The organism is Streptomyces sp. V1I1 (assembly GCF_030817355.1).
GTDB lineage: Bacteria > Actinomycetota > Actinomycetes > Streptomycetales > Streptomycetaceae > Streptomyces.
Genome location: NZ_JAUSZH010000001.1, coordinates 1,031,422 through 1,057,858 on the forward strand (window position 1 = coordinate 1,031,422; position 26,437 = coordinate 1,057,858).

Annotated in this window: 24 protein-coding genes, 1 tRNA gene and 2 pseudogenes; 7 read left to right on the plus strand and 20 right to left on the minus strand. The window is 68.6% G+C overall.

The genetic code is table 11. The features are described from left to right. Positions 1-2: 2 nt before the first annotated feature. From QFZ67_RS05140 to QFZ67_RS05180, 9 genes are all read right to left on the minus strand, one after another. Positions 3-188, minus strand: coding sequence for a rubredoxin (locus QFZ67_RS05140; RefSeq protein WP_307659893.1), 186 nt, complete (start codon positions 186-188; stop codon positions 3-5). Next, entirely contained in the window at positions 185-1,072 is an 888-nt protein-coding gene (locus QFZ67_RS05145; RefSeq protein WP_307659894.1) for an alpha/beta hydrolase, read from the minus strand. Before QFZ67_RS05145 ends, QFZ67_RS05140 begins: the two co-directional genes overlap by 4 nt. Continuing rightward, the gene (locus QFZ67_RS05150; protein ID WP_307659895.1) at positions 1,069-2,172 is read right to left on the minus strand and encodes a fatty acid desaturase; all 1,104 of its coding nucleotides are present in this window, start codon (positions 2,170-2,172) and stop codon (positions 1,069-1,071) included. The genes QFZ67_RS05145 and QFZ67_RS05150 overlap by 4 nt, the downstream gene beginning before the upstream one ends. Positions 2,173-2,205: 33 nt before the next feature. Continuing rightward, positions 2,206-2,490, minus strand: a complete 285-nt coding sequence (locus QFZ67_RS05155; RefSeq protein ID WP_307659896.1) for an acyl carrier protein — start codon at positions 2,488-2,490, stop codon at positions 2,206-2,208. A 122-nt stretch (positions 2,491-2,612) separates the two neighbouring features. Then, positions 2,613-3,587: an acyl-CoA desaturase gene (locus QFZ67_RS05160; RefSeq protein WP_307659897.1), complete on the minus strand. Its 975-nt coding sequence runs from the start codon at positions 3,585-3,587 to the stop codon at positions 2,613-2,615. Then, a complete protein-coding gene (locus QFZ67_RS05165; RefSeq protein ID WP_307659898.1) occupies positions 3,587-4,624 on the minus strand; it encodes an acyl-CoA desaturase in 1,038 nt (345 codons plus the stop codon). Before QFZ67_RS05165 ends, QFZ67_RS05160 begins: the two co-directional genes overlap by 1 nt. After that, entirely contained in the window at positions 4,621-6,450 is a 1,830-nt protein-coding gene (locus tag QFZ67_RS05170) for a fatty acyl-AMP ligase (RefSeq protein ID WP_307659899.1), read from the minus strand. Before QFZ67_RS05170 ends, QFZ67_RS05165 begins: the two co-directional genes overlap by 4 nt. A 57-nt stretch (positions 6,451-6,507) precedes the next feature. Beyond that, positions 6,508-7,326, minus strand: coding sequence for a thioesterase family protein (locus QFZ67_RS05175; RefSeq protein ID WP_307665729.1), 819 nt, complete (start codon positions 7,324-7,326; stop codon positions 6,508-6,510). 366 nt (positions 7,327-7,692) lie between these two features. Continuing rightward, positions 7,693-8,217: a helix-turn-helix domain-containing protein gene (locus QFZ67_RS05180; protein ID WP_307659900.1), complete on the minus strand. Its 525-nt coding sequence runs from the start codon at positions 8,215-8,217 to the stop codon at positions 7,693-7,695. A 174-nt stretch (positions 8,218-8,391) separates the two neighbouring features. Between QFZ67_RS05180 and QFZ67_RS05185 the strand changes: the two genes are divergently transcribed. Both QFZ67_RS05185 and QFZ67_RS05190 read left to right on the plus strand, forming a co-directional pair. Next, a complete protein-coding gene (locus QFZ67_RS05185) occupies positions 8,392-9,810 on the plus strand; it encodes an MFS transporter (protein WP_307659901.1) in 1,419 nt (472 codons plus the stop codon). A gap of 58 nt (positions 9,811-9,868) precedes the next feature. Continuing rightward, a complete protein-coding gene (locus QFZ67_RS05190) occupies positions 9,869-10,357 on the plus strand; it encodes a DUF309 domain-containing protein (protein WP_307659902.1) in 489 nt (162 codons plus the stop codon). Here the strand turns inward: QFZ67_RS05190 and QFZ67_RS05195 are convergent. From QFZ67_RS05195 to QFZ67_RS05205, 3 genes are read right to left on the minus strand one after another with little or no spacing between them, the layout of a single operon-like run. Then, positions 10,346-10,987: an LUD domain-containing protein gene (locus tag QFZ67_RS05195; protein WP_307659903.1), complete on the minus strand. Its 642-nt coding sequence runs from the start codon at positions 10,985-10,987 to the stop codon at positions 10,346-10,348. The genes QFZ67_RS05190 and QFZ67_RS05195 overlap by 12 nt on opposite strands. After that, positions 10,984-12,402, minus strand: a complete 1,419-nt coding sequence (locus QFZ67_RS05200; RefSeq protein ID WP_307659904.1) for a LutB/LldF family L-lactate oxidation iron-sulfur protein — start codon at positions 12,400-12,402, stop codon at positions 10,984-10,986. Before QFZ67_RS05200 ends, QFZ67_RS05195 begins: the two co-directional genes overlap by 4 nt. After that, positions 12,399-13,109, minus strand: a complete 711-nt coding sequence (locus tag QFZ67_RS05205) for a (Fe-S)-binding protein (protein WP_307659905.1) — start codon at positions 13,107-13,109, stop codon at positions 12,399-12,401. Before QFZ67_RS05205 ends, QFZ67_RS05200 begins: the two co-directional genes overlap by 4 nt. 72 nt (positions 13,110-13,181) lie before the next feature. On the opposite strand from QFZ67_RS05205, the gene cobF reads away from it, so the two are divergent. Next, positions 13,182-13,937 carry a precorrin-6A synthase (deacetylating) gene (gene cobF / locus QFZ67_RS05210; RefSeq protein WP_307659906.1) on the plus strand — a complete coding sequence of 252 codons (756 nt, stop codon included), beginning with the start codon at positions 13,182-13,184 and terminating at the stop codon, positions 13,935-13,937. A gap of 19 nt (positions 13,938-13,956) precedes the next feature. Here cobF and QFZ67_RS05215 read toward each other — a convergent pair whose 3' ends face one another. From QFZ67_RS05215 to QFZ67_RS05230, 4 genes and pseudogenes are all read right to left on the minus strand, one after another. Beyond that, positions 13,957-14,577, minus strand: a complete 621-nt coding sequence (locus QFZ67_RS05215) for a GntR family transcriptional regulator (protein ID WP_307665730.1) — start codon at positions 14,575-14,577, stop codon at positions 13,957-13,959. Between the two features lie 41 nt (positions 14,578-14,618). Next, positions 14,619-15,362, minus strand: coding sequence for an FAD-dependent oxidoreductase (locus QFZ67_RS05220; protein WP_373430206.1), 744 nt, complete (start codon positions 15,360-15,362; stop codon positions 14,619-14,621). A 93-nt stretch (positions 15,363-15,455) separates the two neighbouring features. Beyond that, the gene (locus tag QFZ67_RS05225; protein WP_307659908.1) at positions 15,456-16,679 is read right to left on the minus strand and encodes a cytochrome P450; all 1,224 of its coding nucleotides are present in this window, start codon (positions 16,677-16,679) and stop codon (positions 15,456-15,458) included. Between the two features lie 100 nt (positions 16,680-16,779). Continuing rightward, positions 16,780-17,537: pseudogene (locus QFZ67_RS05230) on the minus strand (sulfite exporter TauE/SafE family protein). Positions 17,538-17,786: 249 nt separating this feature from the next. On the opposite strand from QFZ67_RS05230, the gene QFZ67_RS05235 reads away from it, so the two are divergent. After that, the gene (locus QFZ67_RS05235; protein ID WP_307659909.1) at positions 17,787-18,605 is read left to right on the plus strand and encodes a rhomboid family intramembrane serine protease; all 819 of its coding nucleotides are present in this window, start codon (positions 17,787-17,789) and stop codon (positions 18,603-18,605) included. Positions 18,606-18,713: 108 nt separating this feature from the next. Here the strand turns inward: QFZ67_RS05235 and QFZ67_RS05240 are convergent. Then, a tRNA-Pro gene (locus QFZ67_RS05240) sits at positions 18,714-18,787 on the minus strand. A 276-nt stretch (positions 18,788-19,063) separates the two neighbouring features. Between QFZ67_RS05240 and QFZ67_RS05245 the strand changes: the two are divergent. Next, positions 19,064-19,201 (plus strand): annotated as a pseudogene (locus QFZ67_RS05245) (transketolase); the annotation flags it as partial. Positions 19,202-19,332: 131 nt separating this feature from the next. Here QFZ67_RS05245 and QFZ67_RS05250 read toward each other — a convergent pair. Continuing rightward, entirely contained in the window at positions 19,333-19,698 is a 366-nt protein-coding gene (locus tag QFZ67_RS05250) for an MmcQ/YjbR family DNA-binding protein (protein ID WP_307659910.1), read from the minus strand. 225 nt (positions 19,699-19,923) lie between these two features. Here QFZ67_RS05250 and QFZ67_RS05255 point away from each other — a divergent pair, with 225 nt between their 5' ends. Both QFZ67_RS05255 and QFZ67_RS05260 read left to right on the plus strand, forming a co-directional pair. Continuing rightward, complete coding sequence (locus QFZ67_RS05255) at positions 19,924-23,367, plus strand: ThuA domain-containing protein (RefSeq protein ID WP_307659911.1); 3,444 nt, start codon at positions 19,924-19,926, stop codon at positions 23,365-23,367. A gap of 13 nt (positions 23,368-23,380) precedes the next feature. Then, the gene (locus tag QFZ67_RS05260; RefSeq protein ID WP_307659912.1) at positions 23,381-24,235 is read left to right on the plus strand and encodes a sugar phosphate isomerase/epimerase; all 855 of its coding nucleotides are present in this window, start codon (positions 23,381-23,383) and stop codon (positions 24,233-24,235) included. 311 nt (positions 24,236-24,546) lie between these two features. Here the strand turns inward: QFZ67_RS05260 and QFZ67_RS05265 are convergent, their stop codons facing one another. Continuing rightward, on the minus strand, positions 24,547-25,386 hold the full coding sequence (locus QFZ67_RS05265) for an ABC transporter ATP-binding protein (RefSeq protein WP_307659913.1): 840 nt from the start codon (positions 25,384-25,386) through the stop codon (positions 24,547-24,549). Further along, positions 25,383-26,402: an ABC transporter substrate-binding protein gene (locus QFZ67_RS05270; RefSeq protein ID WP_307659914.1), complete on the minus strand. Its 1,020-nt coding sequence runs from the start codon at positions 26,400-26,402 to the stop codon at positions 25,383-25,385. The genes QFZ67_RS05265 and QFZ67_RS05270 overlap by 4 nt, the downstream gene beginning before the upstream one ends. Positions 26,403-26,437 lie beyond the last annotated feature (35 nt).

The following is a 26,437-nucleotide window of genomic DNA, read 5'->3' on the forward strand; positions in this document are numbered from 1 at the left end:
CGTCAGAGCTCTTCCATGACGAAGTCGGCCTTCATGGCGCCGCAGTCGGGGCACTCCCAGGTGTCGGGGATGTCCTCCCATCGCGTACCCGGCTCGATTCCCTCTTCGGGCAGGCCGAGCTCCTCGTAGTACACCCAGCCGCACAGGAGACACATCCACGACCGCTTGCCGGACGACTGGTCGTTCATGAGATCCCTTCTCTGTTCCTGTTCCAGTCCATGTTCCGGGAGACGAACGCGGACACCAGCGCCTTGACCTCCCTGTCCATGAGGATCCCGGCGTGACCGGTCCCCGGCGCCTCTTCGAGGGTCACATGGCGCAGACCTGCGGCGACGGCCTTGGCGTCGGAGTACGGCACCATCGGGTCGCCCGGGTCGTGGACGGCCAGGACGGGGGTGTCGAGCCCGATGCCGAGCGCGACGGCGTCCCAGTGGCTGACGGGCACGCCGTTGCGGAGGTGGAGTTCGCGGTAGATGCCGTCGACCACGGTGCGGGTCAGCCGAAGTCCCGCGCCGTCCCATCGCTCCAGCACGCCGCCCAGGGTGCAGGCGGGGGCGATCGCGACAAGGCAGTCGAGCGGCGGCGCGGTCCGCCGCACGGTCCGCTGCACGGCCGCCCCGACCGAGGCGATCGTGCCCAGCGAGTGCGCGACGATCACACGTACGTCCCCGAGGGTGTCGAGGACCGCCCGGACCGCCCGCGTGTACTGGGTCATGGTGGCCTGCGAGCCCTTGCGCACCCCGTGGGCGGGAGCGTCGAACGCGGCGACCGACAAGCCGAGTTCACGCATCGGAGCGACGAGCGAGTACATGCTGCTGCTGTCGGACGCCCAGCCGTGGACGAGCAGCGCGGTGCCTTCCGTACCGCCCTGTTCGCCCCACAGGTATCCGTTGGGCGCGTCAGGGCTGTCGTGCACGGTGAAATTCCGTGCGCCCAGCGGCAGTACGTTGTCGGGGCGCAGCCCGAGAGTGCGCGTGCTGCTGAAGACATCGGTCGCCACGCGCGCACCCGCCCCGGGCGCGACGGCGCCCAGGGCGGTGTGGGCGAATCTGCGCAGGGCTCGCGCCGTCACGAGGCACCCTTGCCGGACGCCATGGCCTTCTCCCCCGGCGCCACCTTGGCGCGGGTGCGGTCGGTGTAGAAGCCCGACTCGGTGTCGTAGAAGTGCAGATGGCGCACGATGCGCCACATCTGGCTGAAGCTGAACTTCTTCTCCCTGACCATGCCCGGGTACTGCCGTTTGAGTGCCTCCTGTGCCTTGGGGAGGTTGTAGTACGGCACGACGGGCGCCACATGGTGCGCGGTGTGGATGGAGATGTTGTGGGTGAGGAACAGCAGCCACTTCGGGTAGACGTAGTCCGTGGTGAGCAGCAGCCGGCTGGCGTTGCGCGTCCAGTAGTCGGCGGTCAGATAGGGCACGTCGCTGGCGCTGTGGTGCATCAGCGTCGTGGCGCTGAACCACGCGTGGGTGGCGATCCAGGGTGCGACGAAGTACAGCAGCACGCCCTGGAATCCGGTGAAGTGGATGAGCAGTCCGAAGTAGGGGACGCCCAAGGCGAGGACGAAGGCGATCGAGCGCCGCACCTCGCGCCGCTGTCCCTGCTTGGGGAAGAAGCCGGGCCGGAAGCCTGACTCCAGCCAGTAGTTGATGGTGCCGCCCCAGAATGCCCAGGTGCGCGTGGACATGTAGACGACCTTCTCCCACACCGTCATGCGGTCGTACATACCGGCCGGCAGCGGGCGCCAGTCGGTATCCAGCTCCAGGTGGTTGGTGCTGCTGTGGTGCATATTGTGAACATGTCGCCAGGCGTGGAAGGGGTAGGCCAGCGGCAGCAGTGACAGGTGCCCGATGGCGTAGTTGAACTTGCGGGAGCGTGAGAACGATCCGTGCCCGCAGTCGTGCGCGATGCAGTGGAGGCCCCACCCGCCGAGCCCGGCCACGATCCACAGCGGTATGCAGAGCAGCCAGTGCGGGGCGTAGGCCACGCCGAGGATCGCGCCGAAGTACAGCAGCCAGCTGACGGCGAAGCCGGCGATGCCGCGGGCGACCCGGGGTTCGAAGTAGTCCTTGGGGATCGCGCCGGCGAGGCGCTCCCCCTCGATCTGCTCGGACTGCCGGAGGAACTTCTCGAAGTGTTCGTCAGGCGCCGAAGGAAAGTTGAACGCACCCATGTCGTCTGTCGTCTCCTTTGCGGACGTCCGGTCCTACAGCCTGAGTTCCTTGGCGAGGTAGGCGCTGAGGTCGTCGATGGACTGGTATTCGTACAGCAGGCCCGGGGAGAGGCGGCGCTCGACGATCTTCTCGAGCGCGCCGGAGACCTGGACAGCCACCCGCGAGTCGAGCCCGTAGGACTCGAAGGTCTTCTTCGTGTCGATCTCACCGGCCGGGACCTCGATCTGCGCGGCCAGGTAGTCGGTCAGCCACTGTCTGAGCGACTCTTCGGTCAGTGGGCCGTCCGGCTTCGGGACGGCTTTCTTCCTCCTGAACAACTGCCAGCTCCTGTCTTGCCTCTGTCCTGGGCGGACGATGGGGGTGATCTCATGTGCGGAGTGATCCGGCGGGATTGGAAGAGGTACCGCGGGACACGACGGGGTACGGCGGGGTACGGCGGCTACGGCACGGCCTGGCGGACGGCCGCGGTCCTCGCCTCTTCCCTGCGCTTGGCGATCGTTTCCGCGTCGGGCTCGCGCAGGCTCCAGACGACGCCGACCTTGCCGAGTCCGGCCAGCAGCCAACCGCTCATGTCCGGCTCCCACCAGGTGACTCCGTGGCGGTAGGAGCCGGGGAATGCATGGTGGTTGTTCTGCAGGCCCTCACCGAAGGTGAGCAGGGCAACGGGCCAGTTGTTGGCGCTGCGGTCCTTGTTGTGGAAGGGGCGGCCGCCGAACGCGTGGCAGACGGAACCGACGCACCAGGCCGCCTGGTTGGCGACGAAGATCCGCGCGAGCCCACCGAAGACCAGGCCGGTGAGCGCGGACATCGCGGTCCCCTCGACGGCGAAGCCGATCAGGGCGGGCAGCACCAGTCCGCTGACCACCCACAGGGGATAGGTGCGGTGGAAGTACATCAGCCGCCGGTTCTTGAGCACATCGGGGCCGAAGACCGTCCACTTGGTGGTCTCCGCGCTCAGCATCCACGGCATGTGCGCGTACCACAGGCCGTGCATACGGGCCTTGAAGCCCCTGCCGTGCAGATTGGGCGAGTGCGGGTCGCCCTCCTGGTCGCTGAAGCGGTGGTGTCTGCGGTGAGTGGTTACCCAGAACATCAGCGGTCCCTGCGCGCCCATGGAACCGGTGATCATCATCACCGCCTCGAAGGCCGGCGAGGTCTTGAACGCCTTGTGGGCGAGGTAGCGGTGGAAGCCCACGGTGATGCCGAACATGTGCACGAAGTACATGGCCCCGAAGAGCCACAGGTCCGTTGCCGTGAAGTTTCCGGTCCATAAGAAGTACACGGCGGCTGCCGTGCCGATGAGCGGCAGCGTCATCGTCGTCAGCGCGGAGAAGCGTTTGATCCGCAGACTGGCGGGATCAAGCGTGACGATGGCGCCGGAGAGTGCCCCGGAGGTGGCCGTGGCCGAGGACATCAGTCGACTCCTTCCTTGTCAGGTCGTTCCCGGTCGGGATAGCGCGCGTTGGACACCAGGCCCAGCGCGCGTTCCCGGTCGGGATAGCGCGCGTTGGACACCAGGCCCAGCGCGTCGAGTGCCCGGATGACCGCCCCCGTGGGGTCGATCTGCCAGAGCCCGTGCCGGTTGTGCGCGAGCGCCGGGCGGGCGTGGTGGTTGTTGTGCCACGAGCCGCCGACCGACAGCGCGGCGAGCGGTGCAACGTTTCTGCTGTTGTCACGGGTGCGGTAGGGCCGGTTGCCGATGCTGTGGCCGATGGAGTTGACGCCCCAGGTCACATGGTCGAGCAGGAAGATCCGCGCCAGCCCGCCCCAAAGGAAGCCGCCCACTGCCCCGCGCACACTCCCGGTGGCCAGCCAGCCCAGCAGAGCGGGCAGCGCGAGACCCGCGAGGATCCAGCCGAAGTAGTACTGGTTGAGGCGCATCACCAGCCGGTCCCGTACGAGGTCGGGCACGCGCTTGGCCCAGTTCTGCCGGCGTACCTGGAACAGCCAGCCGACGTGTCCGTGCCAGAACCCGCGCAGCCGTGGGAACCGGCCGCCGCCGAGCGGCCGCGGCGAATGCGGATCGCCGTCGCGGTCGGTGAAGGCGTGGTGCTGGCGGTGGGTGGCGACCCAGAACAGCACAGGTCCCTGGGCCGCCATGCTTCCCGCGATGCCCCAGAAGGCGGTCATGCCGGGCCCGGCGGTGAAGGACTTGTGGGAGAAGAACCGGTGGAAGCCGCCCTCGACGCCGAGCGAGGTCACCGCGTACATCATCAGCAGGAGCAGGCCGTCGACAAGGGTGAATCCGTAGTTCCAGGAGAAGGCGACGGCCGCCGCGAAACCGAGGGTGGGCACCCCGACGGTGACGTAGGCGAGCCTCCTCGCCGCCGTGTCCAACTCCTCGACGGGCGGTGATTCGGCGGGGGCTGTCGTGTGGTCCGCGGGTGTTGTCGTGTGGTCGGTGGAAGTTGTCGTGTGGTCGGTAGGGGTCGTCGTGTGGTCGGTGGTCATCGCACGGACACCTGGCTTTCGGCCGGCGAGGGCGGGAAGGCCTTGAGGCTTCCGTTCACGAAAGCGGCCTTGGTGGCGTTGCGGCGGATCTTGCCGCTGGTGGTCATCAGAACGACCCCGGGCGGGCCGAAGTGCACCGCACCCGGCTTTACTCCGTGTTCGGCGGTCACCGCGGCCGTCACCCGCTCCCGCAGCCGGTCCTCCTCGGCCGCGAACTCTCTTGGCGTACCCCGGAATTCGGCGACGACAACGACCTCTTCCTCCTCCCTGCGCGTGCTGCGCACGGAAAAGGCGGCCGTTCTGCGTAGTGCGCTGTGGGACTTCTGGACGGAGTCCTCAATGTCCTGCGGGTAGAGGTTGCGACCGCTGATGACGATCAGGTCCTTGAGCCGTCCGGTGACGAACAGCTCCCCGTCGAGCAGGAAACCGAGGTCGCCGGTGCGCAGATACGTCTGTCCCGCTCTGCCCGGCAGCGTCGCGCCGAACGTCTTCGCCGTCAGTTCCGGCCGGTTCAGATATCCGCTCGCCACGTTCCGGCCGCTGACCCAGATCTCTCCGATCCTCCCGGTCGGCACCGGCTGTGCGCTGTCCGGGTCGACGACGACGACCTCGTGACCGGTGGCGATGACGCCGCAGCTGACGACGCCCACCGCTCCCGCGGCCTCGCGGTCCGGGGCGCGGCGCACCTCGCCCAGCTCCAGCGCAGTGCCGTCCAGCCACTCGGTCCGTACGCCTTCGCTCTCGGGTTTGCCGGAGACGAAGAGCGTCGCCTCGGCCAGTCCGTAACAGGGGATGACCGATGAGGGGTTGAAGCCGGTGACAGGGCCGAAGCGCTCGTGGAATGTGCCGAGCGTCGCCCCGGAGACCGGCTCGCTGCCGCAGAAGACCTGCCGCAGCGTACTCAGGTCGAGGGTCCGCAGCTCGTCGTCGCCGATGGACGAGGCGCACAGGTCGAAGGCGAAGTTGGGCCCGACTGTGATGGTCACCCGGTGGTCCGTGATGGCCTTGAGCCAGCGGTAGGGGTCCTGGACGAAGTGCACCGGGGAGAGCATGACGAGCGGCCATCCGCCGTGCACGGCCAGCATGATCGTCCCCATCAGACCCATGTCGTGGTACGGCGGCAGCCAGGAGCAGCCGACGCGGTCGGGCTCCATCCCCATGTGGGCTTCGAGCACCCGGCAGTTGCTGACCAGGTTGTCGTGGGTGAGCACGATTCCCTTGGGGTCCCCGGTGGAACCGGAGCTGTACTGAAGCAGCGCCTGGTCAGCGAGGCGCAGCGGGGCCGCGGCTTCCCCGGCGCCGAGGTAGAACTCCTCCTCAGGGAAGATCCACTCGATCTGCGGGGAGCCGCCCGGGAGTTGCTCGTCGAACTGCCCGGCCTGGCCGCTGAAGCGCGGATCGGTCAGGACGGCGTCGGGCGCGCAGTCCACCACGATGGAGAGGAAGCGCGCCATGGCGCGCTTCCCGATGGGCGGGAAGGAGGGGACGGCGGTGCAGCCGGCCCTCAGAATTCCGAACAGCCCGGCCACATAGTCGAGTCCGGGGTCGACGGCGAGGACCACCCGGCCGCCGTCGAGACCCCGCCGGCCAAGCTCGGCCGCCACCGCCTCGGCGCGCACGGCCAGCTCGTGATAGGTCCAGTCGACAGCCTGGTCGCTCGTGCCGTCCTGAAGAAAGCGGAACGCGAGCCGGTCCGGCTGCGTCCTCGCCCGCTCCTGAAGGATCTCGGGCAGAGACGTTCCCAGGGGCTTCGTCTCCAGGGGCTTCGTCTCCAGGGGCTTCGGTGGCGTTTTCGGGGACGACGATTCCGCTGACGGCGTTTCCACAGAGGGCCTTTCTGCTGGACAAGGGTCTGCTGGATCGGGGTCAGGGCGGTTTGGCGGTCAGCCCTGACGGACGAGGCGGAGCTGGTGCGCGGTGCCCAAGTGGGTGCCGTCGCGGCCCCAGGCGTCGATCTGCTCGTCGACCCAGCCGCTCGGGCTCGCCGCGAGCGTCCTCGCCCGCAGCAGGATCCATGGCGACGAGGTCTGGGCGAGCCCGACGCCGGGCCTGACCGTCAGCTCGACCGTCGGCACAAATGCGAGCGTGGACAAGATCGCCGTGTACGAGGGCGCAAGGGCGTCCATGAGAAAGACAAAGCGCAGAACGTCCGGTGGATCGTCGTCCTCGACGATCCTTATCCACGCCGTCAGTTCGGGTTCCTTTCCGCCCGCATACGGACGTGAAACACCCACCGGCCTGATTTCCATGCTGGTGGCGATGGGCAGGAATTCCTTGGGAATGGCGAATACTTCAAGATCCTCGGGCGCCGGCGATTCGGGAGCCGCGGGAGCGACGAGCGGCCAGTCCGCATCGCTTCCCGCACCGAAAATAGCGGACGCCTCGACGTGCACGCCTTTGTCGGTCTCTGCGGACGCCGTCACCGTTGACGTATTGCGCCCGGCCCGCACCAGCGAACTCGTAATACGGAATCCGGAATCAATCGGCCTGCCGAATCTTCCGGTGATGCTCCGCAGCTCGAGGCCGGGAGCGTGCGACTCCATGGCGGAGGCCAGCACGGCGAGGGTGAGACCGCCGTGAAACCCCCCGAAGCCGTTGAGATGACCTGCGGCTTCCACCCATTCCCCAGTGGGCTTTCGCAGCAGAACGCCGGGCGGGATCAACTCTCCAAGGCCATCGTGATCAACTATGATATTTGGCATGAACACGACGATAAGCGCACCAGATCCAGTCAACAAGAAAAAGCTTTGTGATGCGCGCCACACCCAGTACCGCCTGCACGGGAATTAATTGGTCCGCCCCCTGAACGTAACGTCAGGAAATAATTCAGAAGCCCCACGAGCAGGTGGTACGAGAAATGAGCATCCGGAACATGATCGTGCACTCTGCGCTCTCCGGCAGGCCGGGCCGGACTGCCATGAAAGCCTCGGCGTCATATGACCGGAGGTGCTGACCTGAACCAATGTACCCATAGGTAATGAACGACACACGGTCGATATTCAGCCGAACTCGGGGAGCACTGCGACGGCCAGAACAAGCCGCGGTCGACGAACAGCGGGATACCGCCCTCAGACCTGGGCGGAGCCGTCCTCGGGCGCGACCGGCCCGTTCCAGTCCCAGCCGGGTGCGCGCACCTGCAGCCGCAATTCCTCGGGAGCAACCTCCCCGCCGCAGTGGCGACAACTGTGGACCATGTCCAGCTCCTCGCCGCAGGAGTGGCTGAACACCGCGGGTGGCTCGTCGACGAGCCATCGGTCGCCCCACGCGCGCAGCGTGGTCAGCACGGTCAGCAGGTCCCGCCCCGCTTCGGTGAGGTGGTACTCGAAGCGAGGGGGGTGCTCGCTGTACGGCCGCCGGGCGAGGACGCCCACCGACTCCAGATGGCGCAGACGCGCCGTGAGGACATCGCGGGGAGCGCCGGTGTTACGGGCGATCGCGGCGAAGCGGTGATTGCCGAAGCTGATCTCCCGGACGGCCAGCAGCGACCATTTCTCGCCGACCGCCTGAAGCGACGCCGCGATCGAGCACGGCCTGCCGCGCGAGTCCAGGGCCAGAGCGGGGAGTGCGCCGTCCTCCGCGGTGCGTGCCTTCATACCCCCTAGGTTGCCACATCCAACTCACTCCCTCTAGCATCCCGTGCCGAGTAGTCAGTTTGATATCCAAACCACAGCGCGTCAGATCCGCACCCCTGAAGGAAGAGCGAACCCCTTCGCGCAGCTGCCGGTTCCGGTCGGCCAAGCCGCACCCTCCTGAAGAGAGTGAAGAACATGGTCCAACAGGCCTCAACCGTCGAGGACAAGGCAGCGATCTCCCGCTTCCGCCTCGTCTTCGCCGTCGTCGCCGCAGGCGTGGCGATGTCGAACCTCGACCTCTTCGTCGTGAATGTGGCGATCCCCAACATCAGCAGCCACTTCGACGAGGCGTCGCTGTCCTCGCTGTCGTGGGTGCTCAACGCATACGCCGTGGTCTTCGCCGCGCTGCTTGTCCCCGCGGGCAGCTTCGCCGACCGCACCGGGGCGCGGCGCGCGTATCTGCTGGGCATCTCCGTCTTCACCGTGGCCTCGGTGCTGTGCGCGGTCGCGCCGAGCGTGTGGTTCCTGGTGGCGGCGCGGGTCGTCCAGTCGGCCGGAGCCGCGCTGTTGATCCCCGCCTCGCTCGGCATTCTGCTGGCCGCCGCGCCGCCGGAGCGGCGCGGCGCGGCCGTACGCAACTGGGCGGCCCTGAGCGGACTGGCCGCAGCTCTCGGCCCGGTCATCGGTGGTGCGCTCGCCCAGGCCGACTGGCGCTGGATCTTCCTGATCAACGTGCCGGTCGGCGTCGCCACCGTCGTCGTCGGCCGGCGTGCGATCGCGCCCTCCCCCCGCCGTAAGGACACAGGCCGCGGCGATCTGATCGGCGCGGCGCTCCTGACTGCCGGGATCGGCGCGGTCGCCCTCGGGCTGGTCAAAGCCCCCGACTGGGGCTGGTCTTCGGGCTCCGTGGCGATCACGCTGGCGGCCGCGGTCGTTCTGCTCGCCCTGTTCGTCTGGCGCTCGGCGAAGCATCCGGCGCCGGTTCTCCCGCTGGATCTGCTGCGGATTCCGGCGATGGGCCCTGCCATGCTGGCGAATCTGCTGTTCGCGGTGGCGTTCGGCGCGATGCTGCTCTCCGCCGCCCTGTGGTGCCAGGACGTATGGCACTGGTCCGCGCTGCAGACCGGTCTGGCGATCAGCCCCGGGCCGCTGATGGTGCCGCTGCTGTCCAAGTACGCGGGCATGCTCGTGCAGCGCTTCGGCGCGGCCGGGGTGTCCACCGCCGGCTGTGCGCTCTTCGCGGTCGGCCTCGTCTGGTGGATCGCGGCCCTGAGCGTCGATGACCACGACTACGTACTGGGGCTGCTGCCCGGCATGGTGCTGACCGGCATCGGCGTGTGCTTCACGCTGCCCACCCTGGTGGGCGCGGCCGTCACCCGGGTCCCGCCGACGAACTTCTCCACCGGCTCGGGCGTGGTGACCATGGCGCGTCAGGCCGGCAGCGTGGTGGGTGTCGCGGGCCTGGTCGCCGTGCTCGGCAAGCCGTACGGCACCGCCGTGATGGACGCTTTCCGCCACGGCTGGATCTTCACTCTGGTGGCGACGGTCGCCGCGGCGGCGGCCTGCTGCCTGCTCCTGCCCCACACGAAGCCCGCGGCCCGCGCCGACGCCTGAGAACGACGCCGCGCCCCCGGGGACAAACGGCCGCCGCGCCCCGGGGGACAATCGAGGCGTGGACAAGGCATCAGGCAGGGACCGCGACGCCGAGGGGCGCGCACGCAACGCACGCCCTCGTGACGGGCTGGGACGCCCCCTTCCGTACGGAAGTCCGGGAGTGGAGCGGCAGGCCGAGGGGGTGGTGCGCGCGCCGGGTCAGACGCTGGCCGAGGCACAGCGGCTGCTCGACGCGGGCATGCCCTTCCATGCCCACGAGGTCCTCGAGGACGCGTGGAAGTCAGGGCCCGCGGCGGAGCGTGAGCTGTGGCGCGGGCTCGCGCAGCTGGCGGTGGGGCTCACGCACGCCGCCCGCGGCAACAGGGCGGGCGGCGCGCGGCTGCTGCTCCGGGGCGCGGACCGGATCTCCGGGTACCGGGATCCGTACGCCATCGATGTGGCCGGTCTGACGGCCTGGGCGCGGGAGCTCGCGGCCCGTCTCGAAGGGCCGGTGGACACAGAGGTGGACGCGGGCGCCGAGGCTCCCCGGCTGATCTCAGTCCTGTAGCAGCACGACCTCGAGGGTGCGGGGGCCGTGCACGCCCTCGACCCGGTCGAGCTCGATGTCACTGGTGGCGGAGGGGCCGGAGATCCAGGTCAGCGGGCGGGTCGGGTCGAGTCGGGGCATCGCCTGCGGTACGGACGCGACGACCTGGTCCGGGGTCCGTACGACGCAGATGTGCAGATCCGGGACGAGAGTGAGCGCCCGGCGGCCCTGTCCCGGGCCCGCGTCGAGGACGATCGTGCCCGTCTCGGCGATCGCGAGGGCGCAGCCGGTCACCACGGCGTCGACGGCGTCGAGTTCGTACGGGCTGAGGGGGCCGTCGTCCGTGCGCTGATCGGCGTCGGCGGCGGCGAGCCAGGCGGCGGGCAGCCCGTCCGGCACGGCGACCGACCGCGCGCCGCGATCGGCGAGCAACTGCGCGACCAGAGCGGGCAGTTCGGCCTCGCTCGCGCGGTGCACGATCGCCCGGTAGTCGGCGAGGTTCTCGTGCAGCAGGTCGAGGATCGCGGCGGGGTCGTCGGGGGTGTGGCTGTCCAGGTAGTCGCGGGCGGCCTCGGGGGCGTCGGGCGCGTCGGCGACGGCGGCGCGGATCCGGGCGAGGATGCGGTCGCGGGAGCCGGTTTCGGTGCTCATGTGCGGTTCTTCTTCCACCAGTCACGGAAGGATTGGGCGGGCAGTTCGGGCAGTTCGCGGTCGGCGGTCCAGGCCCCGGCGCCCGGCGGCTTCCTCGGATGCAGCCCGCGGGTCTTGGATGCTGCCTTCTCGCCGGCGGCCAGCGCGGCCGGATGGTCGAGGATCCAGCCCGCCGCTTTGATCGCGGCTTTCTCGAGACGGTGGCCCTTGCCACCCTGGTCGGCGACTTTTTCCCGGAGGTGGACGAGGACTTCGGGGATGTCGATGGCGACCGGGCACACCTCGTAGCATGCCCCGCACAGGGAGGAGGCGTACGGCAGGGAGGCATCGATCTCGCTCTGGATGCCGCGTAGTTGGGGGCTGAGGATGGCGCCGATCGGACCGGGGTAGACGGAGCCGTACGCATGCCCGCCGGCCCGTTCGTACACCGGGCAGACATTGAGACAGGCGGAGCAGCGGATGCACCGCAGCGCCTGGCGGCCGACCTCGTCGGCCAGCGCGTCGGTCCTGCCGTTGTCGAGCAGGACCAGGTGGAAGGTCCGCGGTCCGTCGGCGTCGGCGGTGCCGGTCCACATCGAGGTGTACGGGTTCATGCGTTCGGCGGTCGAGGAGCGGGGCAGCGTCTGGAGGAAGACCTCCAGATCGCGCCAGGTGGGGACCGTTTTCTCGATTCCGACGACGGAGATCAGGGTCTCGGGGAGCGTCAGGCACATCCGGCCGTTGCCCTCGGACTCGAAGACGACGAGGGTGCCGGTCTCGGCGACCATGAAGTTGGCGCCGGAGATACCGACTTTGGCCCGCAGGAACTTCTCGCGGAGGTGGAGGCGGGCCGCCTCGGCGAGTTCGGCAGGGGAGTCGGAGAGCCCGTCGGGCGCGGGCCGCCCCCAGCTCTCCATCCTCTGCTCGAAGATGTCGCGGATCTCTCCGCGGTTGCGGTGGATGGCGGGGACCAGGATGTGACTCGGCAGGTCCTCCCCCAACTGCACGATCAGTTCGGCGAGATCGGTTTCGTACGCCGAGATGCCCTCGGCCTCCAGGGCTTCATTGAGGCCGATTTCCTGGGTGGCCATCGACTTGACCTTGACGACCTCGCTCTCGCCGGTCGCCTTCACCAGACCGGCGACGATCCGGTTGGCCTCCTCGGCGTCGGCCGCCCAGTGGACGGTGCCGCCTGCCGCCGTGACCGCCGACTCCAACTGCTCCAGGTGGCGGTCGAGATGACGGAGCGTATGGTCTTTGATCTGCTTTCCGGCCTCGCGCAGCAGCGCCCAGTCGTCGAGTTCCGCGACGGCCTTGGCACGCTTGTCACGGATGGTGTGGGTGGCGTGCCGCAGATTGGCGCGCAGCGTCACATTGTGCACGGCGTCCTTGGCGGCCTTCGGGAAGGACGGCATGCCGAGATACGTACCGCTCACAGCAGGGGCTCCTCTTCGGTGCTCGCGAGGATGTCGGCGATGTGCAGGGCGCGCTGCGGAGCGTCCTGGCGGCGCAGGATGCCACCGATGTGCATCAGACAGGAGTTGTCGGCGCCGCACAGCACATCGGCTCCGGTGGAGGCGGCGCTGCGGACCTTGTCCTGGCCCATGGCGGCGGAGACATCGGAGTTCTTGACGGCAAAGGTGCCGCCGAAGCCGCAGCACTCGTCGGCGCCGGGCAGTTCGCGCAGCTCGAGTCCCTTCACCGCCTCCAGGAGCCTGCGCGGCCGCTCCCCCAGCCCCAGCAGGCGCAGGCCGTGGCAGGAAGGGTGGTAGGTGACGGTGTGCGGGAAGTACGCGCCGACATCGGTGACGCCGAGGACGTCGACGAGAAACTCGGTGAGTTCGTACGTACGGGCCGGGAGCCCCGACTCCCCGAACTTCGGGTAGTGCTCGCGCACCATCGCCGCGCACGATCCGGACGGGGTCACGACGTATTCGTACCCCTCGAAGGCCCGCGCGGTGCGGCGGACCAGCGGCTCGGTCTCACGCCGGTAGCCGGTGTTGAACTGCGGCTGTCCGCAACAGGTCTGCGCGGCGGGGAACTCCACCGCCACCCCGAGCCGCTCCAGGAGTCTCACGGTCGCGATGCCCGTGGCCGGATACACCGCGTCGTTGACGCAGGTGACGAAGAGTGCGACACGCATGGTCGGAGGATATGCCGCCACCGGCGACCCCGGTAGGTCCCGCGATCAGCCGGATGGGGCAGACTCGTCAGCGTGAGAAGGATCTATGTGATCGGCATCGGGGCGGGCGACCCCGACCAGCTGACCCTGCAGGCGGTCAAGGCGCTGAACAAGGCGGATGCGTTCTTCATCCTCGACAAGGGCGAGGAGAAGTCGGATCTGACGCAGCTGCGCCGGGACATTCTCGACGCGCATGTCGAGGACCCTTCGTACCGTCTGGTCGTGGCGAGCGATCCGGAGAGGGACCGGAAAACATCGGACTACTCCCCCGCGGTCGACGACTGGCGCCACCGCCGGGCCGACCTGTACGAGCGGTTCATCGCCGAGGAGCTGGGCGATGACGAGTGCGGCGCGTTCCTGGTGTGGGGCGATCCGGCGCTTTACGACTCCACCCTCGGCATTCTCGAGGAGATCCTCGAACGGGGCACGGTCGCCTTCACCCATGAGGTGGTGCCCGGCATCAGCAGCGTCTCGGCGCTGCTGGCCAAGCACCGCACCGGTCTGAACCGGGTGGGCCGCCCGGTTCAGATCACCACGGGCCGGCGGCTCGCCGACGGCTGGCCTGAAGGCGTGGACGACGTGGTCGTGATGCTCGACGCGCGGCAGGCGTTCACCCGCCATCTCGATCAGGATCTGTTCATCTACTGGGGCGCGTATGTGGGCACCGAGGACGAGATCCTGGTGTCGGGGCGGCTTTCTGAGGTGTCCGACCGCATCGAGGAGCTGCGTGCCGAGGCGCGTGCCCGCAAGGGCTGGATCATGGACACCTATCTGCTGCGGCGGGGCTGAGGCCACCACAGCCTGAGGGCTACTTCGCCCACAGGTCGCGTACGTGCCCGAGATGGCGGCTCATCACCTCCCGTACCGCCTCCTCGTCCCTGGCCAGCAGCGCGTCCAGCAGTTCGTGGTGTTCCTCTGCGGAGTCCTCCAGCAGGCCCCGTTCGACCAGCGCCGTCAGTCCGTACAACCGGGAGCGTTTGCGCAGGTCGCCGACCACCTCGACCAGATGCCCGTTCCCGGCGAGGGCGAGCAGCGCCAGGTGGAAGCGGCGGTCGGCCTCGACATAGCCGATGAGGTCGCCGGAGGCGGCCGTCGTCACGATCTCGTCGGCGACCGGGCGCAGCGCCTCGAGCGCCGAAGGGTCCGCGGCGGATGTCAGGGCAGTGACCGTCGGGATCTCGATGAGGGCACGGATGTGCAGGTACTCGTCGAGCTGCCGCTCGGTGACCTCGGTGATCCGGAAGCCCTTGTTGGGCAGGGCGGTGACCAGGCCCTCCCTGACGAGGTCGAGCATCGCCTCGCGTACGGGTGTCGCGGAGACGCCGAAGCGGGCGGCGAGGGCGGGGGCCGAATGGACTTCGCCCGGCAGCAACTGGCCCGCGATCAGCGCCGCGCGCAGGGCGTCGGCGACGCGTTCGCGGTAGTTCATACGGCCGGTGAGGGAGGGCAGCTGCGGGGGTGTGGGGCGGTTCACAGAAGGAACCCTCCAGGGAAGGGGTCGGTGGGGTCGAGCAGATACTGCGCGGTGCCGGTGATCCAGGCCCGTCCGGTGACGGTCGGCAGCACGGCGGGGCGCCCGCCGACTTCGGCCACTCCGGTGAGGCGGCCGGTGAAAGCGGTGCCGATGAAGGACTCGTTGACGAAGTCCTGGTGGAGCGGGAGTTCGCCGCGGGCGTACAGCTGCGCCATGCGCGCGGAGGTTCCGGTGCCGCAGGGGGAACGGTCGAACCAGCCGGGGTGGATGGCCATCGCATGCCGCGAGCGCTCGGCCGTCGATCCGGGGGCGAGCAACTGCACATGGTGGCAGCCGGTGATGGTCGGGTCCTCGGGGTGTACGGGCGGTTCGTCGGCGTTGACGGCCGCCATCAGGGAGAGTCCCGCGGCTGGGATCTCGTCCTGACCCCCCGCGAACGCCGTCAGCGCGGCGAGATCGGCGGGGCGGGCGGCGACCACCAGGCCGCCCTTGGCGTGGAACTCGACGGCCGTGCCGAACCCACCGGTCCCAGCCGTGAGTTCGCGCCACAACCTCAGGGAGAGCAGGGCGAGCTGGAGCTCCGGTCCCGGCTCCTTGTCGGAGACCAGCAGATTGCCCTCACCGGCTCCGGTGGTGCCGCCGGCGACCGGCCCGCGGTCCACGAGTACGGTGCGCAGTCCTGCACGGCTCGCGTACAAGGCGCATGCGGCGCCGACCATTCCGGCCCCGACGATCACCACATCGCAGGTCAGACGAGTGTTCACGGCAGTACCATGTCACATGCCACAGCTGTGGGCCACAGTGCCGTCATCTTCTGTCCTGAATGGATCAGTTCACCAGACGAGATGGAGCGCTTCGGGCGAGCGGTGGATCAAGGTGGGCCGCATCACGACCGGCGGCTTGTCCTCATCGAGCCGCAGGCCGGGCATCCTGCGGGCGAACAGTTCAATGGTCAGGCGGAGTTGTTCGCGCGCGAGCTGCGAGCCGGGGCAGCCGTGCGCCCCGTGGCCGAAGGCCACATGCTGCCGGGAGACCGGCCGGGTGATGTCGAAGACGTCGGGCCGGTCGTGGCGGTCCTCGTCGCGATTGGCCGATCCGTACGCCACGAACACGGTTGCTCCGGACGGGAGTTCGGTCCCGGAGATCGTGACCGGCCGGGTGGTGGTCCGCCGGAAGCCCTGGACCGCGGTGTCGTACCGGGCGGCTTCCTCGACGGCGGCCGGTATCAACTCCGGGTCGGCGCATATCAGTTCCCACTGCCGCCGGTCGCTCAGCAGATGGAGCAGCGTCGTGCCGATGAGAGCGGTGGTGGTGAGATGCCCGGCGATCAGGAAGTTCTGGAGGTTCGACACGAGTTCATGGCGCTGGTCCAGCGTGAGTTCGCCGTCACCGGGCGCGAGCGCGGCGACCATCCCCGAACAGAGGTCCTCACGCGGGCTCTCCCGACGCTCGCGTATGTACGTATCAAGCAGCCTCTGGAGCGCAACGACGTCCTCGGCCGCGCGGACCTGCGCGTCCGGGTCGAGCGGCCGGAACAGCAGCTGTTCGGCGCGGTAGCCGCCGTGCACCGCCGCCGCGACGTCCGCCGGGTCGAGTCCGATCAGCCGCCCTATCACCTGGCCGGGCAGCTTCTTCGCGTACGCCTCCATCAGCTCGACGCCGCCGTCCGCAGCGAAGCCGTCCACGAGCGCCTCGGCGCGCTCCGCCGCGTATGTGACGAGTGCGGCGTTCCGTCCGGCGGACAGTCCGCGGTTGAGCGGGGCCCGGTGGCGCTGATGGGCCGGGCCGTCGGTGGAAACGACGGTGGGCCGCTTGCCGTACCCCTTGGCCAGCACCTCCAGGGCGGCGGGCGAGGGCATGACGTCGGGGAGCAGGGCGCGTACGGACGAGAACTCCTCGGGCCGCCGCAGGACTTCCCGTACATCCGCGTCCCGCGCGACGAGCCAGGCGTCGAGCTCGGGAACGAAGGTCAGGCCTTCGGACCCGCGCGCCCGCGCGTAGAGCGGATAGGGATCGCGTTGCAGCTCGTCGAGCCTGGTGTGATCTTTGCTCGTCACGCGGCGCCTCCAGGTCGGAAGGATTCTGCACGGTGGTCTCGCGGTACGTCGGGCCATCGTGCCCCAGCCCCGCCTCGTCGGGAAGGGGCCCTCAGCCCGCTCAGAACAGCAGCAGCTGCAGACCGCCGAGCACGGTCGCCGCGATGACCAGCCGCTCGAAGAGCACCTGGTCGATCCGGTCCACACACGCCTTCCCGATGAACGCTCCGGGCAGCACGAACAGCGCGAGCACCGCGTCCAGCAGGAGAGAACGCCGGTCGATCAGACCGAGGCCCACGCTGAAGGGCACCTTCGAGGTGTTGACGATCAGGAAGAACCACGCCGAGGTCCCCAGAAAGCCGAGCTTCCGGAAGCCCGCGGAAATCAGATACAGCGACAGGACGGGCCCGCCCGCGTTGGCGACCATCGTGGTGAATCCGCCGAGCACGCCGTACGAGCGTGCTTTCAGCCGGCCTCTTAGACCTTCCTGCGATGCGAGCGCCTCGTCCGCGCCCGGCCTTCTGCGCCACACGGTGGCCCCGGCCATCAGCAGCAGGATCGCCCCGATCGATGTGCGTACGGCGTCGTCGTCGGCCCAGAACATGAACAGCGTGCCGGCGCCACCACACCGGCGGCGACCGCGGGAAACAGTCGCAGCAGGGTCGGCCAGTGGGCGTGCCTGCGATAGATGAGTACGGCGACCACATCGCCGACGATGAGTACGGGCAGCAGCACCCCTGTCGACTCGCGCGCCGGCAGCACCGCCGCGAAGATCGCGAGGCTGACCGTGTTCGCACCGCTCACGGCGGTCTTCGAGAAGCCGACGAGTACGGCTGCCGCGGCGAGCGCACCCATTTCCCAGCTGATGATGATGTCCATGCCAGGAGCTGATGCTATGCGCCCGGACCCCTGGCATCTCGTCGGAGTCAAGGCACCAGCGCCGGCGGCCTCGGCAGGTCCGGTCGGATCAGGGAGCGGTGCACCACGGCGACACCGGAGGCAGAGAGCCATGCCGCTGCGCTTGACATCAGATCGGCAGCGCGAGGAGCCCCGGCTGCTACGGCCTGGCGGCTGACGTGGCAGGGGGCCGGGCCGTATTCTCCCTGCCAATCAGGGCAGGCTCGCTATGTGGTCATTCCCGTTCATGACTCGAATCCGGTGCGGCGCACCCCCTGGGTCACCTACGCGCTGATCGTGGCCAACGTGGTGGTGTTCCTGCGCACGCCCGTGGCCGTGTCCTCGATCGTGGGCGACAGCAGCCTCGCGCAACTGTGCCATCTGCAGGCTTTCCTCGAGCAGTGGGCCGCCGTCCCGCGGGAGCTGATCCACAACCGGGTGCCGGATCTGGTCCCGACCGGGACGCCTGCGGTGGGTCCCCAGGGGCAGGGTTGCCTGCTTGGACCGCCCAGTTACGACAAGGTGCCTCCGCTGTCTGTGCTGACCTCGATGTTCCTGCACGGCAGCTGGCTGCACCTGCTGGGCAACATGCTCTTCCTGTGGATCTTCGGCGACAACATCGAGGACCGGTTGGGCCGGGTGCGGTACCTGCTGTTCTACCTGTTCTGCGGGTACGTGGCCGGGTACGGCTTCGCGCTCGCCAACCCCGATTCCGCCGAACCGCTGATCGGGGCGTCCGGGGCAGTCGCCGGCGTGCTGGGCGCCTACCTGGTGCTCTACCCGCGGGCTCGGGTGTGGGGCCTGGTGCCCTTCTTGTTCTTCTTCCCTCTGCGGCTCCCCGCCTGGGCGGTGCTCGGACTGTGGTTCGTCCTGCAGGCGTTCTACTCGGTCGGCTACGGCGTCGCGGAGGCCGGCACCGTTGCCTATCTCGCCCATGTGGCCGGTTTCGTGGCCGGGGCGTTGCTGGCGCTTCCGTTGCGGGCCAATACCCCTCCCCCGCCCGAACCGCGGCGGCTGCAGAAAGCGCCGCAGGTACCACCGCACTGGTGAGCTCATTGCCAGTCGCGCAGGAAGCCCTCCCAGGTCTTCGGGAGCCCTGAACCGGAGCATGAGAAGAGGGCCTCCGCAGGCTCTGACCTGTGAAGACCCTCAACACCGTCGGGACGACAGGATTTGAACCTGCGACCCCTTGACCCCCAGTCAAGTGCGCTACCAAGCTGCGCCACGTCCCGGTGCCCGTCTGACCTGGGGTTTCCCCTGGCCGAACGCGCATGAGAACAATACCGCACTTCGACCGGTGGTCACGAACCGCTTTGCGCCCGCCCGCCGACCAGGCGCAACGCACCGTGGGCCTTCCACGACAGCGTGACGCGCGTCACAGCCGAGACGATCGACGCGCCCGACCGTGATCGTTTCCTGCCCCCAAGGGGGACACGGGCTACCGCTGGCCGTCGGCACCGCGCTCGGGCTGCGGGCCCCGCCGCGACCCACGGCCGGCCCGGCGGGATCGCGTCCGGACCACGGACCCGCGGCTCGCGGTCGTACTGGCCGAGATCAGCAGAGACGGCTTCGACCTGGCCGGACGGCGGCCCCCGGAGCGGATGATCAATGTGGGGATCCGGGCACAGCTGATGCTCGGCGCGGGCGGGCTTGACCCGAGGGGCTCCCCGAACGGATCACGGGATTCCTCAGCGCTGGCGGCGATCAGCCGGGGGCCTGGCTGACGCGGCTCCGCCGTGCAACGCGGTCCCGCCACGCACCGCGCCCCGCCGCCCGGTCACCCCGTCCGCTCGGCCAACTCCGGGTGCGCGTCCAGCAGTTTGCGCGGTGCTGCCTGGCGCCACGAGTCGAGCAGGATCGCGTACAGCTCCTCCTCGTCCTCCAGCGCCGCCAGCCGCACCCGCAGCCAGGCGTAGTTGTCGTCGTGCCCCGCGCGGATGAAGAACTTCTCCGGCTCTGAGGCGATCAGCTCCTCCCGGTCCTCCTTCGGGCACTTCACACCCATCACCTTGTCGTCGTCATCGAGCGAGGCGAAGATCTTGCCCCCGCCGTCCAGGCGAAACGTGGGCATGCCCCAGGCGAGCTTCTCCATCGCACCGGGAAGCGAGAGCGCAAGTCTGCGTACGTCGTCGGCAGTGGCCATGTGAAGACCGTACGACGCAGCACTGACACTCGCCCTGCTCCTTGCAACACCGCGCTCACACCGGGCTCTTCCGACCCATTGACCCCCTGTAAGGCGGGAACCTACGCTGTGCAACGAATTCAGAAAGCGCTTTCTAAACGCCCGAGCCGCGGTCCGCCCACCAGCACCGGGAGCGCAATGAGTAGTCGAAGAGCACGGCTCAGTCCAGGAGCACCGCTCAGCCGCATGCCCCTCTCCCCCTTAACCGTCATCACCGCACTGCTGGCGCTCGTCGTCGCCCTCGGGATCGCCTCGCCGCCCCGCGCCGACGCCGCGCCCTATCGCGTACTGGTCTTCTCCAAAGTCACGAACTTCTACCACGACTCCATCCCCGCCGGGATCGATGCGATCAAGAAGCTCGGCAGCGAGAACGGCTTCGACGTCGAAGCCACCGACGACGCCGCCGCGTTCAGCGATACGAACCTCGCGCGCTTCCAGGCGATCGTCTTCAACAACACCAACTCCACGCCTGAGAAGGGCGATCTGCTGGGCGCCGAGCAGCGCGCCGCGCTCCAGAAGTACATCCGGGGCGGCGGCGGCTGGGTAGGACTGCACGCCGCCTCCGCGAGCGAGCGCGACTGGGACTGGTACGAGGGACTGGTCGGCGCGATCTTCGACAAGCACCCGGCCGTGCAGACCGGGCGGATCAAGGTGCTCGACCATGCCCACCCCTCCACCAAGGGGCTTCCCGAGCTCTGGGAGCGTACGGAGGAGTGGTACAACTGGCGCACCAATCCGACCGGGAAGGTTCACACCCTCGCCCAGATCAAGGTGCGGGACGGCATCACCGGGCTCGACGAGGGTGTCGACCACCCGTGGTCCTGGTGCCAGAACTACGACGGCGGACGCTCCTGGTTCACCGCGGGCGGCCACGCCAAGTCCGCCTTCCAGGAAGAGGGTTTCCTCAAGCACATCCTCGGCGGGATCCAATGGGCCGCCGGCAACAAGCCCGGCGACTGCACCGCCACGAAGACCGGCGCCTTCCAGCGCACACCGCTGGTCACCAGCGATCTCGCCGACCCCTTCGAACTCGCCGTCGCGCCCGACCGCCGGGTCTTCTTCATCCAGCGCACCGGCAAGGTCAAGGTGATCGACCAGCAGACGCTGAAGGTCACCACCGCGCTGGACTTCGCGTACACGCCCGACATGACGAGCCAGTCCGACGGTCTCCTCGGACTCGCTCTCGATCCGGAATTCGGGAAGAACAACTGGCTCTATCTGCTGAACTCCGACAAGACCGAGAAACGGCTCAACCTCTCGCGGTTCACGGTGACCGGCAACACGATCGACCCCGCCTCCGAGAAGCGGCTCCTCACCATTCCCACCTGGCGGGGCGAGGGGCGGGCCAACTCCCATATGGCCGGCTCGATCGCCTTCGACAAGAAGGGCGAGCTGTACATCGCGACCGGCGACAACACCGACCCGTTCGCCTCCGAGGGCTTCGCTCCGATCGACGAGGGCGAGGGACGCCGTGCCTGGGACGCTCAGGGCACCGCGGGAAATACCAATGACCTGCGCGGCAAGATCCTGCGCATCACGCCGAAGGACGACGGTACGTACACCGCCCCCGAGGGCAACCTCTTCGCCCCCGGCGCCGAGAAGACGCGTGCCGAGATCTACGCGATGGGGATGCGCAACCCGTTCCGGATCACAACCGATCCGCTGAGCGGCGCGCTGCTGGTTGCGGACTACGGACCCGACGCACGCGCCGCCAAGCCGGACCGCGGTCCTGAAGGCACCGTCGAGTTCACCCGTATCACCAAGGCGGGCAACTTCGGCTGGCCGTACTGCATCGGCGACAACACCCCGTTCAACGACTACGACTTCGCGACCAGGACACCTGGCCCGAAGTTCGACTGCGCGAAGCTGGTCAACGATTCGCCCAACAACACGGGCCTGGCCGAGCTGCCGCCGGCTCAGCCCGCCACGGTCTGGTACGCGTACTCGGCGTCCGCTCAGTTCCCCGAGCTCGGTACGGGCGGGGGCGGGCCGATGAGCGGCCCGGTGTACGACTACGACGCGGCGAACACGTACCGCACCAAGTTCCCCGAGTACTTCGAGGGGAAGTGGCTGAACTACGAGCTGACCCGCAAGTGGTTCAAGTCCTTCTCAATTCAGCGGCAGGACCAGACCTTCACCGATCCGCGTTTCGCACCGGCGAAGGCGGGCGATCTTCAGTCGATCAACTCCGTCTTCGCCGACATGACGTGGAACCAGCCCTTCGAAGCCGACTTCGGACCCGACGGAGCGCTGTACGTCATCGACTTCGGCCTCGGCAGCGGTACGGGACGGGGCGGCAGCAACGAGGGCTCGGGCATCTACCGCATCGACTACGTCGGTGACGGCCGGCTGCCCGACGCCAAGGCCACGGCCTCTCCCGACACCGGCTCGGTGCCGCTGACCGTGAAGTTCTCCAGTGCGGGCTCCGGACTGCCGGGCGGCAAGCCGGTGACGTACGCGTGGGACTTCGACGGGAACGGCACGACCGACTCGACCGAGGCGAACCCGACCCACGTCTACCGGACCAAGGGACGCTTCACCGCGCGACTGACGGTCACCGGACCGGGAGATCTGACGGGACTCGCCGTCCAGGACATCACCGTCGGCAACACCCGGCCCGTGGTGACCATCCAACAGCCGTCGAACGGAGGGATGTTCAGCTTCGGCGACACCATCCCCTTCACGGTGAAGGTCAGGGACAAAGAGGACGGTCGGCGGATCGACTGCTCGCGAGTGGTCGTCCAGTCGCAGCTCGGCCATGACACCCATCTGCATCCATTGGACAACTACACCGGCTGCACGGGCGAGATCGCGACCGACGCGGGCGAAAGCCACGGTCCCGGCCAGAATCTGTACTACGGGATCACCGCGCAGTACGAGGACAAGGGAGTACCGGGCGTGCCCGCGCTCACCGGCTCCAGCTCGCTGACCCTGCGTACGACGTTCCGTGAGGCCGAGCACATGACCACCACCGGCGGCGCACACGCCGGGGTGGTGGTGGCGAGCCGCGCCGACGCCTCGGGCGGTAGGCGGCTGGCCGAGATCGAGGACGGCGACTGGATCAGCTTCGACCCCGTGCACCTGAAGGGGATCGAGTCGGTGACGGTCGGGGCGGCCTCCGGCGGCCTCGGCGGGGACGTGGAGTTCCGCGCCGGATCACCGACAGGTCCGCTGCTGGGCAAGGTGACCGTCCCGAACACCGGGGACTGGGGCAACGTCGTCTCGCCCACGACCGCCCTCAGGAACCCGGGCGGCACTGTGAAGCTGTACGCGGTCTTCACCAACCCGCAGTGGTCGGCCGAGAAGCCCGATCTGCTCGCCCTCGACTGGCTGCACTTCAACGGGAGGGGCGTCGAGAAGCACCCGGCGACCAAGGTCTCGCTGACGGCGACGCCCGCGACCGGGACCGCGCCGCTCGCGGTGCAGCTCGCGAGCAAGGTCGAGCCGCTGCCCGGCCGCACCATCGCCTCGTACCACTGGGACTTCGGCGACAACGCCAAGCCCACCGCTCCTGAGGGAGCGACGGCGGCGCACAGCTACGCCCGCCCCGGTGCGTACACCGCGCATCTGACCGTCACCGACAACAAGGGCGACACGACAGTCAACTACGTCCGAATCAGCGCGAGTTGAGAGGGAAGCAGACATGAACGGCACACGACGTGCGTTCCTCGGCACGGCGCTGGGCGCCGCTGCGGCGACGGCCTTGAGCCGCCCGGCGTACGCCGCCGAGGGCGGCCGCCGACGACGCATCCCGCCCTCCGGCATCGGCATGCACCTCTACACGATGCGCACGCCCCTGGCGAAGGACTTCAAGGGGACCCTCGCGCGACTGGCGGGCATGGGGTACGCGACGGTCGGGGTCAGCGGCCGGCACGGCAACAGCGCGGCCGCGATCCGGGGCATGCTGGAGGAGACCCGCCTCAAGGCGGTGCTCGAGCATGTCGGCTACACCGTCGTCACCAGCGACGGTCTGCCGCAGGCACTCGATGACATCCACACCCTCGGCGCGCGATGGATCGTGGTGCCGAGCCTGCCCGGCTCGATGCACACTCCGGCCGGATTCCGGGAAGCGGCACGGCAGTTCAACAAGGCCGGGCTCGCCGCCCGCGAGTCCGGTCTCGGTCCGCTGCTCTTCCACAATCACGGCCTCGACCACGAGGTCGTCGACGGAGAGAATCTGTACGACATCCTCCTCAACGAGACCGACCCGGAGCTGGTGGCCTTCGAGCTGGATGTCTACTGGGCGGCGAAGGGCGGGGCGGATCCGCGTTCGCTGTTCGTGCGCCACCGGCGGCGCTTCCCCGCGCTGCACGTCAAGGACATGGCTCCGGACGGCGGCTTCGCCGATGTCGGCTCCGGAACCCTGGACTTCCCGTCGATGTTCGACACGGCGCGCAGCGGCCGTGTGAAGCAGTGGCTGGTCGAGCACGACTCGCCGGCCGACCCGTTCACGACCGCGCAGAACAGCTACACGTACCTGGCGAACCTCAGGTACTGACGGAGTCCCGAACGGGGGCTCCGCCCCAGACCCCGCGCCTCAATCGCCGGCGAGGCTGGCTTTCGGGGCTCCGCCCCGGACCCCGCTCCTCAATCTCCCCCAGACTTCGTCCGGGGGCCCCCACGGGGCTTGATTTGCCCGGACGGGCTTGAAGTTCCGCCCGGACGGGCGGAACTTCAAGCCCGTCCGGCGATTGAGGACAACGCCCGAAGGGCGTACCGGGGGTCTGGGGCGGAGCCCCCCACGCGGCGGAGCCGCAAATCGATACAGCGGGAAGGGGCGGGGAGGGGAACAGCCCCGCCGGGCATCGGCTAGTCCTGCGCGGACGCCGCGCCGAGCAGACCCCGGATATGGGTGGTGGCCTCGCGGAATTCAGGTCGCCCCATCGTCTCGGTGTAGTCGCGCTCGGCGGGCAGTCCGACCTCGATGATCTCGGTGATGGTGCCGGGCCGCGGGCTCATCACCACGACCCGGTCGGCGAGATAGCACGCCTCCGAGATGGAGTGGGTGACCAGCAGCACTGTGGTGCCGGTCTCGCGCCAGATGCGATTGAGCTCCATGTTCATCTGCTCGCGGGTCAGCGCGTCGAGCGCGCCGAACGGCTCGTCCATCAGCAGCACCGGCGGCTCGTGCAGCAGCGCGCGGCACAGCGCCACCCGCTGCTGCATACCGCCGGACAGCTCGTGCGGATAGGCGTCCTCGAAGCCGTCGAGTCCGGTCATGGCGATCAGTTGGTCCGCGCGCCCGTGGGCCACGGCGCCCGGCATCCTCCGCATCTCGGCCTGGAGCAGGATGTTGCGCCGCGCCGACCGCCACTCCAGCAGGGCCGCGCGCTGGAATACGTATCCGATGTCGTGCCGTGGACCCTGCACCCGCTCGCCGTGCAGCCGGACGTCACCGATGGAGGGCTTGAGCAGGCCGGCGACGAGTTTGAGCAGCGTGGACTTGCCGCAGCCCGAGGGTCCTACGATGGCGACGAACTCCCCCATCGCGACATCGAGGGAGACGTCGGTGAGCGCGGTGACGTCCCGGTTCTTGGTACGGAACCGTACAGCGACGTCCTCGATGCCGACCGCCGCGGTGGGCCCCTGGTGGCTGTCCTTGACCGTCACTGCCGGCTCCCGCACCGTCGTGTCTTCGCCCATCGTCATCCCTTCAGTGCGGTGGCGCTGTCCCAGTAGTCCGTCACGGTCTTGGGGCTCTTGACCAGACCCGCCTCGGCGAAGACGTCGATGGTCTGCTGCCAGTCGGCGTCGGTGTTGACACCGGGGGCCTTGCCCTCGGTCGCCTGGGTGTGCAGCAGCGTCAGGGTCGTCTTGAACTGCTCGGACAGGACTTCCTTGGGCGGGAGTTGCTCGCTGGCGCCCTGCATCGCGGCGACGGCCGGCTCGGGCGCCTTCTCGGCGGCGGCGAAGGACTCGCTGACCGCCTTCACCATGCGCGCCGCGACATCCTTCTTGCCGGTCAGGAACTTCTGGCCGGTGATGAGGCCGTTGGAGTAGAAGTTGAGCCCGTTCTCCGAGAAGCGCAGATAACCGATTGGCTTCTTGGCCTTGTTCTGCATGGTCGGACCCTGGTCGCTGGCGTAGCCGAGCAGTCCGTCCGTCTTGCCGGAGATCACCGCGGCGATCTTGCCCGCGGGGTCGGTGTTCTGCACCTTGACGTCGGACTCCGCGAGATTGTTCTTCTTCAGGAAGATCGGGAACGTCTTGGAGAGCGCGTCGCCCGCGGTGCCCGCGATGGTCCTGCCCTTGAGGTCGGCGGGCGTCTTGATGCCCTTCGACTCGAAGAACTGCACGGAGGAGGGCGTCGTCTGCAGGAAGACGCCGAGGCTCTTCACCTTGACGCCGGAGTCGACACCGGAGAGCAGCGCGGGGGTGTCGGCCCAGCCGAAGTCGGTCTGTCCGGCGCCGGTTGCCTGGACGGTCTTCTGGGAGCCCTGCCCGGCCTGGATGTTGATGTCGATGCCGTGCTTCTCGAATATCTTCTGCTGCTTGCCGTAGTAGAACGGCGCGTGTTCGCCGTACGGATACCAGTTGAGCGTCAGAGTGACCTTGTCGAGTTCCTTGCCGGAGTCGCTGGTGGTCTTGTCCGAGCCGTCCTCACCACAGGCCGTGGCGACCAGGAGCAGCGGAACGAGGCCGATCAGAAGTCTGCGCGCAGTCATTGCTGGTCCTTCTCGTCAGCGTGGATCGTGCCGGT

Coding starts and splice junctions, on each gene's coding strand:
- QFZ67_RS05140 (WP_307659893.1), bottom strand. CDS start 188: ATGAACGACCAGTCGTCCGGCAAGCGGTCGTGGATGTGTCTCCTGTGC.
- QFZ67_RS05150 (WP_307659895.1), bottom strand. CDS start 2,172: ATGGGTGCGTTCAACTTTCCTTCGGCGCCTGACGAACACTTCGAGAAG.
- QFZ67_RS05160 (WP_307659897.1), bottom strand. CDS start 3,587: ATGTCCTCGGCCACGGCCACCTCCGGGGCACTCTCCGGCGCCATCGTC.
- QFZ67_RS05165 (WP_307659898.1), bottom strand. CDS start 4,624: ATGACCACCGACCACACGACGACCCCTACCGACCACACGACAACTTCC.
- QFZ67_RS05175 (WP_307665729.1), bottom strand. CDS start 7,326: ATGCCAAATATCATAGTTGATCACGATGGCCTTGGAGAGTTGATCCCG.
- QFZ67_RS05180 (WP_307659900.1), bottom strand. CDS start 8,217: ATGAAGGCACGCACCGCGGAGGACGGCGCACTCCCCGCTCTGGCCCTG.
- QFZ67_RS05185 (WP_307659901.1), top strand. CDS start 8,392: ATGGTCCAACAGGCCTCAACCGTCGAGGACAAGGCAGCGATCTCCCGC.
- QFZ67_RS05195 (WP_307659903.1), bottom strand. CDS start 10,987: ATGAGCACCGAAACCGGCTCCCGCGACCGCATCCTCGCCCGGATCCGC.
- QFZ67_RS05205 (WP_307659905.1), bottom strand. CDS start 13,109: ATGCGTGTCGCACTCTTCGTCACCTGCGTCAACGACGCGGTGTATCCG.
- QFZ67_RS05215 (WP_307665730.1), bottom strand. CDS start 14,577: ATGAACTACCGCGAACGCGTCGCCGACGCCCTGCGCGCGGCGCTGATC.
- QFZ67_RS05250 (WP_307659910.1), bottom strand. CDS start 19,698: ATGGCCACTGCCGACGACGTACGCAGACTTGCGCTCTCGCTTCCCGGT.
- QFZ67_RS05255 (WP_307659911.1), top strand. CDS start 19,924: ATGCCCCTCTCCCCCTTAACCGTCATCACCGCACTGCTGGCGCTCGTC.
- QFZ67_RS05260 (WP_307659912.1), top strand. CDS start 23,381: ATGAACGGCACACGACGTGCGTTCCTCGGCACGGCGCTGGGCGCCGCT.
- QFZ67_RS05265 (WP_307659913.1), bottom strand. CDS start 25,386: ATGACGATGGGCGAAGACACGACGGTGCGGGAGCCGGCAGTGACGGTC.
- QFZ67_RS05270 (WP_307659914.1), bottom strand. CDS start 26,402: ATGACTGCGCGCAGACTTCTGATCGGCCTCGTTCCGCTGCTCCTGGTC.